Origin of the sequence: Microvirga arabica (assembly GCF_016811235.1) — a bacterium.
Lineage (GTDB): Bacteria > Pseudomonadota > Alphaproteobacteria > Rhizobiales > Beijerinckiaceae > Microvirga > Microvirga arabica.
Genome location: NZ_JAFBID010000073.1, coordinates 1 through 16131, shown reverse-complemented (window position 1 = coordinate 16131; position 16131 = coordinate 1). Strand labels below are relative to the sequence as shown.

The window sequence follows — 16131 nt, the reverse complement described above, 5'->3', positions numbered from 1 at the left end:
CCTGTCACTGTTGTCGGGCAGGATACGATTCGTCATGAGAAAAGGAGCAGGACATGTACGCATATAATCTGTTCCGAAGTACGAAACTGGATGGCCTTGTCTGTGCCGTTCCTGAGGAGCGCACCGTTCCTCCCTTCGTCGTGGAGCCGAACTGGCAGTTCGGTGGGCGAGTCCAGAGCCAAGATGCTCCCTTGGGCTTCGACCGGAAAGCCGCCATGGAAGGCGTGCGGTTCAACGGCTTCTACCTCTTCGCCAGCTTTCAGAAGGACCGGCAGAGCCAGTAGGCTCCTGTGCGCAACAGCGAGCGTGTCCGGCCAAGGGGCCGGGCATGCCAACTGACCAAAGACCGTCACAGAATCGGATCGACTCTTGATCTTGGGCGTCACCTGCTCTCTATCTTGGTGACCTTCGCGCCTGCCGCCCCGCATTGTCGATTCGATTGTGAACTCCTCCCTTGCTCTGATCTGGACCATCACGGCCGCCACGACCCTCCTGCAGGCCGGGAACGGTCTTCTGCAGGCTCTGATGCCACTGCGCATGCAGGCGGAGGGCATTTCCGTCACCTCTATCGGCGTCGTAGCGGCGGCTTATGGCGTGGGCTTCTCGACGGGCTGCTTCCTCGCCCCGAGCTTCATCCGCCATGTGGGCTATATCAGGGCCTTCGCCAGCCTAGCGGCTGTTGTGTCCGTGCTGATCCTGGCCATGACGCAGGCTCATTCGACCTTTGCCTGGATCCTGCTGCGCGGGCTGACGGGCATCACGCTCGCCTGCATCTTCACCGTCACTGACGGCTGGATCAGCGCTCGGGCCACGTCGAGCCATCGCGGGCGGATCCTTTCCATCTACATGATCTGCACCAAGGTCGCCCTGATGCTGTCCCCCCTCGGGATCAGCGTCGGCGATATTCGCACCGACGGGCTGTTCATGGCCGTGAGCGCGCTGATCACGCTCTCGCTTCTCCCCATTGCGGCGACGACCACGACTGAGCCGAGCGCACCGCAGGGCGTGCGCATCGAAGTCCGGAAGCTGTTTGCCACGGCCCCGTCAGCGGTGGTCGGAGCCTTCGTGGTCGGTCTCGTCAACGGGCCGGTAATCGCCATCACGCCGGTATTCGGCGTCAGCATCGGGTTGAGCCAGGATCAGGCTGCGGCGCTTCTCTTCGCCCTGCAGGCGGGAAGTCTCGCGATGCAATGGCCGCTCGGATGGCTCTCCGACCGTGCCGACCGGCGCTACGTGATTGCAGGCCTGGCCTTAGGGACGAGCCTGGTGTCGCTCCTGATCCTCTGGGCCAGTGCGCAGAATGCGAACCTGCTGATCCTGTGGTCGTTTGCGGCCTGGGGTGGCCTCGCCCTGTGCATCTACTCGGTCTGCGTGGCCCATGCCTGCGATATCGTCGATCCGGGGCAGATCGTTTCTACCGTCGGCACCCTCCTGTTCTCCTGGGCGGCCGGGGTCACGGTCGGCCCCCTGTTCGGGGCAGTGGCCATGGAGGTTCTCGGACCTCAGGGGCTCTTCATCTACGCGACCTTGGCGTCCTTAGGGCTCGCGGCCTTCATCGTGATGCGGATCATCCGGGTGCAGCGCCCGCCGGCTAAAGGCGGCTTTGCCGATATCGCCCCCACGAGTTCCGCATCGGCTGGCTTGGCGCCGCGGGCGGAACGCGACACAGGGGAGGCCCAGCCTCCTCACCCGGACCCGAGCGAGGAGGCCGAGGGGTCCGATCAGAAGGGAAGGTCCCCGGCCACGCGGGTCGAGACGTCGCCATAGCGGTTGAGGCGCTTATCGATCATGTCGTCGATCTTGCCGTAGACCTCGGCCACGCTGAGCTGGCGGGTCTTCTTGCCGTCCTTCGTGAAGAACAGCGACTTGTTCGACTTCGCCGCGGCCGGGAAGGCGGCGGGTGCGCTCTTCTTGGGCGTGTCGTCCACCAGGGCGATGAACTTGCTGGCACTGTCCACGCCGAAGAAGTGGGACATGTAGAACTCGGAACGATTGAGCTTGCGGCCAAGCCTCGTCTCGATCTTTGCCTTGTCGCGCTTCATCATCTCGGCTGCCATGAGGGACGAGATATAAGGATTGCGGCGCAGCCCGAGAATGTGCTCGCGCATGGTCTCGTCCGACACGGTGAGCTTGCCGTCGATCCGCTCGATTGCCTGCGCTTCCGCATTCAAGCCGTGGGCAGGCCCGAAGGAGCGCACCACCTCGAGCCATGTGCTCGTGATGAACTGGAACAAGCCTACGGCCGAGGATGTCGAGGCCTTGTTGCCCGGCAGGAAGCTCGACTCCTTGTCGGCAAGAGCCATCATGTAGACGGGGTCGGCGCCGGTCATCTTGGAGGCGCGCAGGATCGTATCCACGATCCACACGGGCACGCGCATTTCCTCGAATTCCATGTAATCCGTGAGTTCCCGCGAGACGGGTTTGTCATCTTCACTGCCTGCCCGGGTTGTCGGATTGGTCAACGGGATGGTCAGGATGATCTGCCTCTGCAGATCGGCCTGGCTGGCCTCGGCCGACGCCACAGCCACGATGGCTTCCAGCGGGTCCGCCGGAGCGGCATCGCCTGCCTGCATGGCAAACGTGCCACCGTGCTGAGCCGGAATTTTGATGGCCTTCTCGCCGGCATCGAACGCCGCCGGAAGAGCCGATTTCTGCTCCATGGCGGAGGCGGATTGGGGCATGGCGGCGGTGCCGAGAGCCAGTGTCATGCAGGCGCCGAGGCCGAGCATCTTCGTCAGGTTGAGCAGGGTCTGACCTCCCTGAAGGGTGGGACGCTTCTGGGCCGTGCACCGGCCCTGATCGCCGCTGTGCTGCTCGAAGTCGAGGCAAACAGCCTTCTGCTGGCATGCGTCGCGAGACGCCGTCAGAGCAATTTGCATATGAAGAAGCCCCCTAGAAATGCGCCGCTTTACTGCCGCGCCGCGACAGGTTTGCGGTTGTTCTTCGTTCAAGTGAGATGAGTATGTGCGTGTCAGATATGTCCAGAATGGGTCAGCTTAACGGTGAATTTGGACTTTGTTCCCATGTGCGACCTTTTGCAACTATCCGGATAAGGGGGATAATCTCCAAAGAACTCGTGTGTTCTCAAAGAAATTACAGCGAAGACGCGCTAAGGGCTGAAGATTAACTATGATGCGCGGGTCATTCCGCCGCACCTAGGAAATTGCTCAGGTTGCCATGGCGTGATGCCGCCTGCTTTGATCGTGAAACCGCAGCATCCAGAAAACATGTCTCACAGGTAGCTTCGATGATGTCACTGCTTCGCCAAGGTGTCGGTATTGGAGGGGCCTTGCTGATCGGCTGCCTTTGGATGGGCTCTCTGGCCGTGGCTCAACCGAAGCCGCAGCAGGTTGCCTCCCTCAACCTCTGCACGGACCAGCTGCTGCTGGCACTGGCCGATCGCCAGCAGATCGCATCCTTGAGCCGGCTTGCCCGCGACCCGTCGATTTCGTTCCTGGCCGGGCAGGCAGAAGGTCTGCCCCTGAACGAGGGCGGAGCGGAGGCCCTTCTGTTCAGCAGGCCCGATCTCGTGCTGACGGGCACCTATGGCCAACAGGACCGGGTAGCCGTTCTGAAGCGGCAAGGCTTGGACGTTCTCCAGCTTGGTCCCTGGACAGGGCTGGCGGAGGGACGTGAGCAGATCCGGCTTCTGGCTAATAGGCTCGGCCATGCGCATCGCGGTGAGGCCCTGATCGCCCGCATCGATGCAGCTTTGGATCAGGCCAAGGGTACTGTCCCGAGAGAGCGCAGCATTCTGGTCTACGGGCGGGGAGGGTGGGTCACGGCTGCCCGTTCGCCCTTGAGCGAAGTTCTGATGCAGATGGGCTTCACCCTGCACCAGGACGTTCTCGGCCGAATGAGCGGAGGCGTTGTGCGCCTGGAAGCGATTATCACCGATCCCCCGGACGTCATGCTCGTGGATGCAGGATCGCAGCAGGCGATCGACAACGGCACGGCCCTGTTCGCCCATCCCGCACTGGCGGTCGCCGTGCCGCACGGGCGGCGCCTGGCCCTTCCAGGGCGTCTCACGATCTGCGGAGGCCCCTCGACGCCTGCCATGATCGAGGCCTTGTCAGCTGAAGCGAGGGCTAAGCTGCCCTGAAAGCGGCCGTGCTCAGGCCAATCTCAGATCCAGGGGAGGGGCCGGCTTGAGCAGGATCGGGCAGCCCGCGGCCACGAAGACGACCGCATCGCAGGCTTCCGCGATCCGCTGGTTCAGGCGCCCCTGCCCGTCGCGGAAGGACCGCCCAAGAGGGGTCGACGGCACGATGCCCTGGCCCACTTCGTTCGACACCAAAATAAGGGGGCCCTGGGCCTCCCGAATCGTGCCGATCAACTGATCGGCCTCGCGGGACGGGTCGCGCTCGGCGAGCACGATGTTGGAGAGCCAGAGGGTCAGGCAGTCGACGAGCACGACCTTCTCGGGACGCGTTTGAGCCTGGATGGCCTGCGATAGTTCCAGGGGAGCATCCACCGTCTGCCAGGAATGGTTGCGCTCCTGGCGATGGAGAGCGATGCGCTCGCGCATCTCATCGTCGAAGGCCTGCGCCGTCGCCACATAGATCCGTTGTGATGACGATTGCTCGGCAAGCTGCAGGGCAGTGCGGCTCTTGCCGGAGCGCGCTCCGCCCAGGATCAGGACGCGACGGTAGGAGGGCATGGCCGGTCAGGCGCTCAGCCGGTTGAGGGGCATGATCATATGAACGCGCAGGCCCTCCGGCCGCCATTCCCGCTCGAGGGTCCCGCCGAGCTGCCCGGCGATGCTCCTCTGGGACAATTGCGTGCCGAATCCTTCGAAGCCTGGAGGGCCGTCAATTGTCGGTCCCCCGCTTTCGGTCCAGAGGAGGCTCACGTCATCGCCCTCGAGCGTCCAGCGGATGGTAAGCTCGCCCTCCGCACAGGAGAGACAGCCATATTTGGCAGCATTGGTGGCAAGCTCATGCAGAACCAGGGCAAGGCTCGTCGTTGTATTGGACCCCACGGCAACGCTGGGGCCTTCAATGACAATCCTGTTCTGACTTGACTGCCTGTAGGGTTCGAGCACAGCCTCGATCAGGCGGGAGAGCTCGACATCGGTGCCGGAGCCTGGCTCCGCTATGGAGGCCGGCTGGACCAGTTCATGGGCTCGCGACAGGGCGCTGAGCCGCCCCCTCAGGGCTGTCGCCATGTCCTTGGGGTCCTTGGCGGTGCGAGCGGTCATCGACACCATGCCGTTCGCGATGGCGAACAGGTTCTTCACGCGATGATTGAGTTCCCTGGTCAGGAGCTTCTGGGCCTCTTCGAGGGCTTGGCGCTCCGTGATGTCGCTGATCACGCCATAAAGGCTGACGGCACGGCGCGTGCCGCCGTCGTGCACGTGAAGGGCCCGTCCGTGGGAGCGGAACCAGCGCAGGCTCCCGTCGGGAAGCTGCGCCCGGTAGCGGTTGTCGTATTTGCCATCCGAATCCGGCGAGGTGGCGGCGGCGATCCGCGCCTTCGCGTCCTCCCGATCCTCGGGATGGATCATGTTCAAGGCATCTTCGAGCGGAAGGCTATACAACCCGTTGTGAGGAATGCGGTAGAGGGCGCAGCTTTCCTCATCCCAGGTGATCTGGCGGTTATCGAGATCGATCTGCCAGGTTCCGAGATGGGCAGCCTCGAGAGCCAGGCGATATTGGCTCTCAAGCATCCGTATGGCTTCTTCGTTCTTCTTCTGCTCATCGATATTGGTGCTTGTGCCGAACCAGCGGGTAATCTGCCCAGGGAGGTCCTGGATCGGGATCGCACGGCTCAGAAACCACTTGTGATCTCCGGCGGCGCTCCTGATCCGGTGTTCCCATTCGTAGGCCTGTCCGGATTCGAGGGAGCGCTTCCAATGGTCCTGAACTTGAGGCAGATCATCTGGATGAACGGAGCTCTGCCATCCGTCGCCAAGGATCTGCTCGCCTGACCGGCCTGTATATTCACGCCAGCGGCGGTTGACATAGTCGACATATCCATCCGGTCGAGATGACCAGACGAGTTGGGGCAGGGACTCCGCCAGAACGGCATACTGGGTTTCTGTATCCTTGAAATCCACGCAGAACTCCCGGGCCATCCACAGGGCCAAAGTCACTCACAAACCGGCTTCGCTTAAGCAAGCATTGTTGTAGGCCTTTTTCGAGGCTGACAACCCACATCCGCCCCAATGTGCATTTTCTCAGCGCAAAGAGTAGCGCCAGTCCGGCGAAACCATTAAAAGGCCGCCTGCGTCTGGCGGTTCTCCTCGCCAGCGCCTAGATGCAGGACAGCCCGCGCATATCATGCGGCCTTTCCTACGCTGAGGCTGATTGACGGTTTTCATGAACGATATGAGTCCCAAGCCGGTGCCCCCACCGGAGATGTCATCTGCCGAGGCCCTGCATCCGAAGGAGCGCCGCTCCCGTCGGTTTGCCTGGATCGGGATGGCCGCGAGCATTCTCCTGTTCGGCGCTTCGCTTGTCGTTCTCTGGCACATCGTATCCGATATCGACGTCAACGAGCTAAAATCCGCGTTCACGGCCGCGAGCCTTCGACAGATCGGACTGGCGGTGCTCTTCACCGCCATCAGTTACGGCCTGCTGACATGCTACGACGCCATCGCGCTACGCCAGCTCAAGCTGCAGATTCCCTACCGCACCACGGCGCTCGCCTCCTTCACGAGCTATGCGGTGAGCTTCACCCTGGGGTTCCCGCTGCTCACAGCTGGAACTGTCCGCTATTGGATCTACTCGCCCAAGGGCGTGAAGCCCGGACGGGTGGCAAGCCTCACCGTGATCGCCGGCGTCACCTTCTGGCTTGGCATGGCCCTCGTGCTCGCCTGGAGCCTGATCAGCAAGGCCGACGAGCTGGCAAGCCTCGTCTACACCCATATCTGGATGAACCAGCTCGTCGGGTTGGGCGCTGCCGTTTTCGTCGCTGCCTACCTGGTGTGGGTCTCGCTCAAGCGCCGCTCCGTCAAGATTCAGGGCTGGAAGCTGGAGCTCCCGGGCTTTCGCCTGTCGATTGCGCAGATCTTGATCGGCGCAGCCGATGTCTGCGCCGGTGCGGGCGTTCTCTTCGTGCTCCTGCCGGGCGGGCATGGTCTCAACTTCGAGACCTTCGTGGCGGTCTACATCTTTGCCGTCATGCTAGGAGTGGCGAGCCATGCGCCGGGCGGCTTGGGCGTCTTCGAGGCGACGATTCTTCTCGCCCTCTCAAGCTATCCGCGCGAGCCTGTCCTGGGGGCGCTGCTTCTCTACCGCCTGTGCTACTACCTCATTCCCTTCGTGATCGCTCTCGCGCTTCTCGGCGGCTACGAGATCCGCAACCGCATCCGGGCGGCCCGGCTCTCCTTTAAGCCCGATGAGGACGAGGTCGCCGGGGTGGAGCTTGGCGGGAGATGACACCTGCCGGCGCCTGCCTTAAAGAAGGCGGGCAACCCCTTCGAGACCTCCCGTTCCATGAGCGATCCCGACGATCCGAGGCCGGAATCCAAAATCCAGGGCGCCACGCTTCTGCGTGATGCAGCCCTGCGGGCCGCAGTGGTCACATGCTTCGTCATGGTGGTGGTCGCGCTGGTCCGGGGCAGTGGAGATGCCTGGCTTCTGTTCTGGGCTGCCATCGCCATCATCGCCGGCTTTATGGTTGCCAGCCCGAAGCGCAGCCTCGGGGTCGGAGTTCGGTCGCAGCCCAGCAAACCCCAGCAATCGAGCGTTGCCGAGGCGGTCCTGGCCCAGATCCCCGACCCGGTCATTCTGGTGGATCAGCGCGCCGTGGTCATCGAGGCCAACAAGGCCGCCTACGGGCTCCTGAGCGGATTGAAGACCGGACACCCTTTGTCTTTTGCACTCCGCAGCCCCGACGTGCTCGACGGCATCCAGAGGGTTCTGGACAAAGGCGAGCCCCTGAAGGTGGAATATTCGGAACGGGTTCCCACCGAGCGCACCTTCGAGGTCCATATCGGTCCCCTCCAGGCCGATGCGCCCGGCACAGGGGTTCAGGCCGGGGTCGTCCTGTTCTTCCGCGATCTCACCTCGGCCCGCCGCCTTGAGGCCATGCGGGCCGATTTCGTGGCCAATGCAAGCCATGAGCTGCGCACCCCGCTGGCCTCGGTGCTCGGTTTCATCGAAACCCTGCAGGGCCCCGCCCGTGACGATGTGAAGGCCCGGGAGCGCTTCCTCGACATCATGAAAGGGCAGGCGCAGCGCATGAAGCGCCTGATCGACGATCTCCTGTCCCTGTCACGCATCGAGATGCGGGCCCATCTCTCGCCGACCCAGAATGTCGATCTCGCCTCCATCGCGGCCCAGATGGTCGAAACCCTGTCGCCCATGGCCCGTGAGAGGGGCGTGGTCATCCAGACCAAGTTGTCCGGGCAGCCTATCCTGGTGCGCGGCGACCGGGACGAACTCCTGCGCGTGGCGGAGAACCTGATCGAGAATGCCGTGAAATACGGCGAGAGCGGTGGCAGGGTGGACGTGGAGATTGACAGCATCGGGGCCTCCCATGGCGAGCAGGGGCCGCATGTCACATTTACCGTTCGGGATTACGGACCGGGCATTGCGCCCGAGCACCTGCCGCGCCTGACGGAGCGGTTCTACCGGGCCGATGTGGCGCAGAGCCGCGACAAGGGCGGGACAGGATTGGGCCTCGCCATCGTCAAGCACATCGTCAATCGCCACCGGGGCCATTTCGACATCACCAGCGAGCCAGGCCAAGGGGCGCGGTTCACCGTGACATTGCCCGAGGCCCGCTCCTGATCGGGCAATTTTCCCCAGGACAGAAAATGAGACGTTCCAAGGGATCCTGAAGGGGTGTCATGTAATTGTCATCCAACTGTCGTAGAGGAGACATCCGTCGGGCCTAGCTGTCCCATCGCGTGACGCGGCCTTAGGCTTTCGAAGCCACCTGTCACACTGCATGAACAGGAGATTGACCCTTGAAGATCATGTCCTTCGCCATTGCGGCCGGCCTTGCCGTCGCGAGCCTTACGACCACGGCCTCTGCCGCTGACATCACCGGCGCAGGCGCGACATTCCCGTTCCCGATCTATGCCAAGTGGGCCGAGGCCTACAACAAGGAGACGGGCAACCGGCTGAACTATCAGTCCATCGGCTCCAGCGGCGGCATCCGCCAGATCCGGGCCAAGACCGTCGATTTCGGCGCAACCGACGCTCCGCTCAAGGGTGAGGAGCTCCAGAAGGACGGCTTCATCCAGTTCCCGGCCGTGATGGGTGGCGTGGTTCCCGTCTACAACATCCAGGGTGTTTCCGCCGGCCAGCTGAAGCTGACGGGCGAGGTTCTCGCCGACATCTTCAACGGCAAGGTTTCCAAGTGGAACGATGCCAAGATCGCTCAGATCAACCAGGGCGTGAAGCTTCCCGACGCCTCGATCACCCCAGTCTACCGCTCCGACGGATCGGGCACCACCAGCGTGTTCACCACCTATCTCTCGCAGGTCTCCGAGACCTGGAAGGGCGGACCGGGCGTTGGCGCATCGGTGCAGTGGCCCGTGGGTCAGGGCGGCAAGGGCAATGAGGGCGTCGCCGCTCTCGTGAAGCAGGTGCCGAATTCGATCGGCTACGTGGAATACGCCTACGCCAAGCAGAACAGCATCCCGTTCGCCCAGCTCCAGAACAAGAACGGCAAGTTCGTGTCGCCCGAGGCCAAGACCTTTCAGGCCGCCGCTGCCAATGCCGACTGGAAGTCGGCTCCCGGCTACGGCATCTCGCTGACGAACCAGGCTGGCGACGAGGCTTGGCCGATCACGGCTCCGACCTTCATCCTCGTTCCCAAGGCTCCGGAGAAGCCGGAGCAGGTGGCCGAGGCGCTGAAGTTCTTCGACTGGTCCTTCAAGAACGGCGACCAGATGGCGATCGAACTCGACTACGTGCCGCTGCCCGCGCAGCTCAAGGACCAGGTGCGCGCCACCTGGGCCGGCGAGATCAAGAACGCCTCGGGCCAGCCGGTCTACAAGCAGTAAGTCTGACCTGATCTCACCAACATAGCGGATCGGCGAATGGTAGCTCTCTCGCAAGAACGTCTCGTTTCGAGCACGGATGCCCCTGTTCGCCGGTTCTCTCCACCGACCTTCGACCGGATCTTCCGCTTCGCGAGCCTCGCATCGGCCCTTCTGGTGCTGATCGTGCTCCTCGGAATCATCGGCTCGATGATCTACGGCGGCTGGCCTGCCTTCAGTGAGTTCGGCCTCAGCTTCATCACGTCGAACGTCTGGAACGTTAACGAAGACCAGTACGGCGCGTGGGTTGCCATTGTCGGAACGCTGACGACGGCGCTGATCGCCCTCGTCATCGGTGTGCCTCTGTCGCTCGGCATCGCCATCTTCCTGACCCAGCTCTGCCCGCCCTGGCTCAAGCGGCCGGTGGCCACGACCATCGAGCTGCTCGCAGCCGTTCCCAGCATCATCTACGGCATGTGGGGCCTCTTCGTCTTCGCGCCCCTTTTCGCCAATTACGTGCAGATCCCCGTCTCCAACATCGTCGAGGGAATGCCGATCGTCGGCACCATCCTGTATGCGCGCACGCCCTCCGGCGTCGGCATCCTGACGGCCGGCATCATCCTGGCGATTATGATCATTCCGTTCATCGCCTCGATCGCACGCGACATTCTCGATCAGATCCCGTCCGTGCTGCGCGAAAGCGCCTACGGCATCGGCTGCACCACCTGGGAGGTGGTGCGCAATGTGCTCGTGCCCCAGGCCGGAGTCAGCATCATCGGAGCGATCATGCTCGGCCTCGGCCGTGCGCTCGGCGAGACGATGGCGGTGACCTTTGTCGTCGGCAACGCGAACCGCCTGTCGGGATCGCTCTTCGATCCGGGCTCGACCATCGCGTCGCGCATCGCCAACGAGTTCAACGAGGCTATCGGATTGCAGCTGAACGCCCTCATGGCGCTGGGCTGCATCCTGTTCCTGGTCACGTTCACCGTGCTCGTGCTCGCCAGGCTGCTGGTGTCTCGGGTCAAGGTGGGTTGAGGAAACGATGATGGACACAGTTCTGCAACATCGGCTGGCAACAGAACCCACAACTGCCCCCGCGCCATGGGGGCGGGTGCGCCGCAGCCGCCACGTGGCCGACCGCGCTCTCAAGATCATCTGCACCCTGTTCACGGTCCTGGGCGCCTTCGTGCTCGGCTGGATCCTGCTCATGCTCCTCGTCGAGGGGATCGGCGGCCTGTCGCCGGCGGTCTTCACCGAGACCACGCCGGGACCGGGAACCCAGGGTGGCGGCATCGCCAATGCCATCGTGGGCAGCCTCATCCTGACCGTTCTCGGCATCGTGGTGGCGACGCCTGTCGGCGTTCTGGCGGGCACCTTTCTCGCCGAATACGGCAAGGGCTCGAAGCTCGCGGAAGTCATTCGCTTCGTGAACGACATCCTGCTTGCGGCGCCCAGCATCCTCATCGGCCTTTTCGTCTACATGCTCATGGTGCAGCCGATGGGCGGCTATTCCGGCTGGGCCGGCGGCGTGGCGCTTGCAATCATCGCCGTGCCGGTGATCGTGCGCACCACTGAGGACATGCTGCGCCTCGTTCCGGGATCGCTGCGTGAGGCAGGTGCCGCGCTCGGCGCGCCCATGTCGACCGTCATCATCAAGATCAGCTGGAAGGCGGCGCGCGCCGGCATGGTCACCGGCGTGCTGCTGGCCACCGCCCGCATCGCCGGCGAGACCGCGCCGCTGCTGTTCACGGCGCTGAACAACAATTTCTGGTTCAGCCCGACTCTGATGGGAGGAGTCGCGAACCTGCCGGTCATGATCTTCCAGTTCGCTCTCTCGCCTTACGAGAACTGGCGCGAACTGGCCTGGGCCGGTGCCCTCATCATCACCATGTCGATCCTGGCGCTGTCCATCGTGGCGCGCCTGCTCCTGAGGAAGGATAAAGTCCGATGAGCACGATTGCCCTCAACACGAGCAGCGCCGTCGGAAAAGCCGCCGCTGGCAATGCCGAAGCGCCGGTGCGCATCGCGGTCAGAAACCTGAATTTCTATTATGGCGACTTCCGAAGCCTCAAGGACATCAACCTCGACTTCTACGACCGTCAGGTGACGGCTCTCATTGGCCCGTCCGGCTGCGGGAAGTCGACGCTGCTGCGCACCTTTAACCGCATCTACAGCCTGTACCCTGAGCAGCGCGCCGATGGCGAGATCCTGCTCGACGGGCAGAACGTGCTCTCGCAGAACATCGACGTGAACGAGCTTCGCGCCCGCGTCGGCATGGTGTTCCAGAAGCCGACGCCGTTCCCCATGTCGATCTACGACAACATCGCCTTTGGCATCAAACTCTACGAGAGGCTGCCGAAGTCCGAACTCGACGGCCGCGTCGAGGAGGCTCTGCGCAAGGCGGCTCTCTGGGACGAGGCGAAGGACAAGCTGCGTCAGTCGGGCATGAGCCTGTCGGGTGGCCAGCAGCAGCGCCTGTGCATCGCGCGCACCATTGCGCAGAAGCCCGAAGTGATCCTCCTCGACGAGCCGACCTCGGCACTCGATCCGATCTCCACGGGCAAGATCGAGGAACTCATCGAGCAGCTTCGCTCCGAGTTCACCATCGTGATCGTCACGCATAACATGCAGCAGGCGGCGCGCATCTCGCAGTTCACGGCGTTCATGTATCTGGGCGAACTCGTGGAGTTCGGCCCCACAACCAAGATGTTCATGAACCCGGCCAAGAAACAGACGCAGGATTACATCACGGGCCGCTTCGGCTGATCGAAGCGGTTCACGGAGGACTTCCATGTCAGAGCATATCGTCAGCTCCTACGACACCGATCTCCAGGGGCTCCGGCAGCGCATCGCCGAAATGGGCGGCATCGCCGAGAAGATGCTGGTCGATTCCGTCGCCGCGCTGGCTCGCCACGACAAGCCCATGGCTCAGACGGTGATTGCCTCCGACCCGCGCCTCGACGTTCTCCATCGCGAGGTCGAGGAGAACGCCATTCTCACCATTGCCCGCCGCCAGCCGCTTGCCGTTGACCTGCGTGAGACCATCTCGGCCATCCGCATCGCCGGCGACGTGGAGCGCATCGGAGACTTGGCCAAGAACATCGCCAAGCGGGCGTTGGCCATCGGCGACGATTTCCAGCCGCACAAGATTGTGGTCGGGCTCCGGCACATGAACGATTTGGTGATGGCGCAGCTCAAGGACGTGCTCGACGCCTATGCCCAGAAAGATACGGCGAAGGCGCTCGACGTGTGGAAGCGCGACGGCGCAATCGATGCGCTCTATACTTCGCTCTTCCGCGAACTTCTGACCTATATGATGGAAGATCCGCGCAACATCTCGTTCTGCACGCATCTTCTCTTCTGCGCCAAAAACATTGAGCGCATCGGCGACCACACCACCAACATCGCCGAGACGGTCCACTACCTCGTCACGGCCGAGACGCTGGCCATCGACAGGCCGAAGAACGACCGTTCCATCGATACGACGGTCGAGGCGGGAGCCTGACCATGGGGCCTCGCGTTCTGATCGTGGAGGACGAGGAGCCTTTGATGCTCCTCCTGCGCTACAACCTTGAGGCCGAGGGCTATGAGGTGGACAGCGTGTCTCGCGGCGACGAAGCGGAGATCCGCCTGCGCGAGCAGGTGCCCGATATCGTTCTGCTCGACTGGATGCTGCCCGGTCTGTCCGGAATTGAGCTGTGCCGCCGCATCCGCGCCCGGTCGGAAACCGAGCGCCTGCCGGTGATCATGCTCACGGCCCGCGGCGAGGAGGGCGACCGCATCCGCGGCCTCTCCACGGGAGCCGACGATTACATCGTCAAGCCTTTCTCGGTGCCGGAACTGCTGGCGCGAGTCCGTGCGCTCCTGCGCCGGACGAAGCCCGCCCATATTGCAACGCTTCTGAGGGCCGGCGATATCGAGCTCGACCGCGAAACCCACCGGGTGCGCCGTGCCGGCCAGGAACTCCACCTAGGCCCCACGGAGTTCCGCCTGCTTGAATTCCTGATGCAGAGCCCCGGTCGCGTCTTTTCCCGCGAACACCTGCTCAATGCGGTGTGGGGCCACGACGTCTATATCGACGAGCGCACGGTGGACGTGCATGTGGGCCGCCTGCGCAAGGCGATCAACCTGCCGCGCAAGCCCGATCCCATCCGTACCGTGCGGGGCGCCGGCTATTCCTTCGACGAGACCTTTGCCCGCGAGGAACATGCGCTGGAGGCCTGAGGCCTAAGGATCCCCGACAACAGAAAAGGCCGCGCTGGAACGATCAGCGCGGCCTTTTTGCTTGAAGGCGGTGATGTTCAAGCCCGGGCCAGCTTGCGGTCGCGCTTGCGGTCGGCCACCGGCTGGTAGGCAACGCGGGCGTGGTGGGTGCAATAGGGCAGGCCCGTGATGGACCGGGCGCCGCAGAAGCGGAATTCGGGTTTGGTCGGGTCGCCCATGGGCCAGCGGCACATGGACTCACGCAGGTCCATGATGGTCACGCGCTCGGAGACCGGAACGGCAAGGTCGTCCTCGACGTAGACGCTCGGCTCCTGGGTGACCGGCTGGAGGGCGATGGGGGCGACGACCACGTTGTTGATGTGCGGCTGAGGTGGCAAGGGAGCCGGGGCGCTCGGTGCACGGGTGGCCTTGCGGGGGCGGGCTGCGGCGGCCGAGGCGGCGGGCTTGGCATCCTTGGCGCGGCCGGAAAGACCGAGGCGGTGAACCTTGCCGATCACTGCGTTGCGGGTCACGTTGCCAAGCTCGGCGGCGATCTGGCTCGCGCTCAAACCATCGGTCCAGAGCTTCTTGAGAAGCTCGACACGCTCGTCCGTCCAAGTTGCGCCCGCATCTATCATTTTCAATCTGCCTCCATCGGAGGCGGCCTTCAAACACTCAGAATCCCAGATGCCTCGCGGACAGATTTTTGATGTCCGACCGCGTTGCGAGGGTCGCTCCTGAGGGTGATTGCCGCCGCACGAATGATGTACTCGACTGACCCGAAGTTACAGGATGGGTGGACTCGGGCGCAAGAGTCCCCGAACAACCCCTGCCGTTTTCCCCAAGGAACTCACCTTTGGTAAAAATTCCTTGTGATGAGTCAGTTCACTTCTCTTGAATTGACAGGGTCCTGCACCTCGGTAGAATCCCGGACCGTGCCGCCCCCGCTGGGGCGGCGCTTTCTTTTTCGGACCCGGGTGCGACTTTGGGTCCATGGAGGCGGAGACAACCTGTGACATCGCCATTGCTGCCGACCTACGCACGCGCCGAGCTTTCCTTCGAGAAAGGGGAGGGCCCCTGGCTCTTCGGCCGAGATGGCGAGCGATATCTCGATTTCGGGGCCGGTATTGCCGTCAATGCCTTAGGCCACGCCCACCCGCACCTCGTCCAGGCCCTCACGGAGCAGGCTTCCAAGGTCTGGCACACATCGAACCTGTTCCAGATCCCTGAAGGGGAGCGGCTGGCCAAGCGCCTCGTCGAGAACACCTTTGCGGACGTGGTCTTCTTCTCCAACTCTGGTGCCGAGGCCAACGAGGCCGCCATCAAGATGGCCCGCAAGTACCATGCCGTGAACGGCCATCCGGAGCGCTTCCGAATCGTCACGTTCGAAGGCGCCTTCCACGGGCGGACGCTGGCGACCATCGCGGCCGGCGGACAGGCGAAGTACCTGGAAGGCTTCGGCCCCAAGGTGGAAGGCTTCGATCAGGTTCCCGTCGAAGATATCGAAGCCCTGAAAGCCGTGATTGGGCCCGAGACCGCGGCCCTGATGATCGAGCCGATCCAGGGCGAGGGCGGCATCCGCACGGTCTCCAACGCCTTCCTGCGCGAGCTTCGCCAACTTTGCGACAGCCAGGGCCTGCTCCTGATCTTCGACGAGATCCAGACCGGCGTCGGACGCACCGGCAAGCTCTTTGCCTATGAATGGACCGGCGTCACGCCCGATATCATGGCGGTGGCCAAGGGCATCGGCGGCGGCTTCCCGATGGGCGCGTGCCTCGCCACGGCCGAGGCTGCCAAGGGCATGACGGTGGGCACCCACGGCACCACCTTCGGCGGCAACCCGCTGGCCATGGCGGTGGGCAACGCGGTGCTCGACATCATTCTGGAGCCTGGCTTCCTGAAGGAGGTCGAGCCCAAGGGGCTTCTGCTCAAGCAGCGCCTCGCCGAACTGAAGGACCGCCACCCCGGCGTTATCGCGGACGTGCGGGGCC

Annotated in this window: 16 protein-coding genes; 12 read left to right on the top strand and 4 right to left on the bottom strand. The window is 63.4% G+C overall.

What is annotated here, in order from left to right; translation table 11 throughout:
- The first annotated feature begins 53 nt into the window (after window positions 1–53).
- Window positions 54–284 carry a hypothetical protein gene (locus JQC81_RS25565; RefSeq protein WP_203274618.1) on the top strand — a complete coding sequence of 77 codons (231 nt, stop codon included), beginning with the start codon at window positions 54–56 and terminating at the stop codon, window positions 282–284.
- Between the two features lie 157 nt (window positions 285–441).
- Window positions 442–1767: an MFS transporter gene (locus JQC81_RS25560; RefSeq protein ID WP_203274617.1), complete on the top strand. Its 1326-nt coding sequence runs from the start codon at window positions 442–444 to the stop codon at window positions 1765–1767.
- Here JQC81_RS25560 and JQC81_RS25555 read toward each other — a convergent pair.
- Entirely contained in the window at window positions 1722–2879 is a 1158-nt protein-coding gene (locus tag JQC81_RS25555; protein ID WP_246520658.1) for a transglycosylase SLT domain-containing protein, read from the bottom strand. The two genes, JQC81_RS25560 and JQC81_RS25555, sit on opposite strands and share 46 nt — an antisense overlap.
- A 368-nt stretch (window positions 2880–3247) precedes the next feature.
- On the opposite strand from JQC81_RS25555, the gene JQC81_RS25550 reads away from it, so the two are divergent.
- Window positions 3248–4102, top strand: coding sequence for an ABC transporter substrate-binding protein (locus tag JQC81_RS25550; RefSeq protein ID WP_203274616.1), 855 nt, complete (start codon window positions 3248–3250; stop codon window positions 4100–4102).
- Window positions 4103–4114: 12 nt separating this feature from the next.
- On the opposite strand, the gene cobU is transcribed toward JQC81_RS25550, so the two are convergent.
- Both cobU and JQC81_RS25540 read right to left on the bottom strand, forming a co-directional pair.
- Window positions 4115–4660, bottom strand: coding sequence for a bifunctional adenosylcobinamide kinase/adenosylcobinamide-phosphate guanylyltransferase (gene cobU / locus JQC81_RS25545; RefSeq protein ID WP_203274615.1), 546 nt, complete (start codon window positions 4658–4660; stop codon window positions 4115–4117).
- Between the two features lie 6 nt (window positions 4661–4666).
- A complete protein-coding gene (locus tag JQC81_RS25540; RefSeq protein ID WP_203274614.1) occupies window positions 4667–6058 on the bottom strand; it encodes a sensor histidine kinase in 1392 nt (463 codons plus the stop codon).
- A gap of 262 nt (window positions 6059–6320) precedes the next feature.
- Here JQC81_RS25540 and JQC81_RS25535 point away from each other — a divergent pair, with 262 nt between their 5' ends.
- The 8 genes from JQC81_RS25535 to phoB all read left to right on the top strand — a co-directional run bounded on the left by JQC81_RS25535 (window position 6321) and on the right by phoB (window position 14161).
- Window positions 6321–7382, top strand: a complete 1062-nt coding sequence (locus tag JQC81_RS25535) for a lysylphosphatidylglycerol synthase domain-containing protein (RefSeq protein WP_203274613.1) — start codon at window positions 6321–6323, stop codon at window positions 7380–7382.
- A 57-nt stretch (window positions 7383–7439) separates the two neighbouring features.
- Window positions 7440–8738 (top strand): ATP-binding protein, encoded by a 1299-nt coding sequence (locus JQC81_RS25530; protein WP_203274612.1) that lies wholly within the window; start codon window positions 7440–7442, stop codon window positions 8736–8738.
- 179 nt (window positions 8739–8917) lie between these two features.
- Window positions 8918–9961: a phosphate ABC transporter substrate-binding protein PstS gene (gene pstS, locus JQC81_RS25525; protein ID WP_203274611.1), complete on the top strand. Its 1044-nt coding sequence runs from the start codon at window positions 8918–8920 to the stop codon at window positions 9959–9961.
- Window positions 9962–9997: 36 nt separating this feature from the next.
- Window positions 9998–10972, top strand: a complete 975-nt coding sequence (gene pstC / locus JQC81_RS25520; RefSeq protein WP_203274610.1) for a phosphate ABC transporter permease subunit PstC — start codon at window positions 9998–10000, stop codon at window positions 10970–10972.
- Window positions 10973–10982: 10 nt separating this feature from the next.
- Window positions 10983–11888 carry a phosphate ABC transporter permease PstA gene (gene pstA, locus JQC81_RS25515; protein ID WP_203274609.1) on the top strand — a complete coding sequence of 302 codons (906 nt, stop codon included), beginning with the start codon at window positions 10983–10985 and terminating at the stop codon, window positions 11886–11888.
- Window positions 11885–12703: a phosphate ABC transporter ATP-binding protein PstB gene (pstB, locus tag JQC81_RS25510; RefSeq protein ID WP_203274608.1), complete on the top strand. Its 819-nt coding sequence runs from the start codon at window positions 11885–11887 to the stop codon at window positions 12701–12703. The genes pstA and pstB overlap by 4 nt, the downstream gene beginning before the upstream one ends.
- Before the next feature lie 25 nt (window positions 12704–12728).
- Window positions 12729–13442, top strand: coding sequence for a phosphate signaling complex protein PhoU (gene phoU, locus JQC81_RS25505; RefSeq protein ID WP_203274607.1), 714 nt, complete (start codon window positions 12729–12731; stop codon window positions 13440–13442).
- Between the two features lie 2 nt (window positions 13443–13444).
- Window positions 13445–14161, top strand: a complete 717-nt coding sequence (phoB, locus tag JQC81_RS25500; protein ID WP_203274606.1) for a phosphate regulon transcriptional regulator PhoB — start codon at window positions 13445–13447, stop codon at window positions 14159–14161.
- Between the two features lie 77 nt (window positions 14162–14238).
- On the opposite strand, the gene JQC81_RS25495 is transcribed toward phoB, so the two are convergent.
- Entirely contained in the window at window positions 14239–14778 is a 540-nt protein-coding gene (locus JQC81_RS25495; protein WP_203274634.1) for a GcrA family cell cycle regulator, read from the bottom strand.
- Window positions 14779–15152: 374 nt separating this feature from the next.
- Here JQC81_RS25495 and JQC81_RS25490 point away from each other — a divergent pair.
- Window positions 15153–16131 (top strand): aspartate aminotransferase family protein (locus JQC81_RS25490; RefSeq protein ID WP_203274605.1); only part of this gene is annotated, 979 nt, incomplete at its 3' end.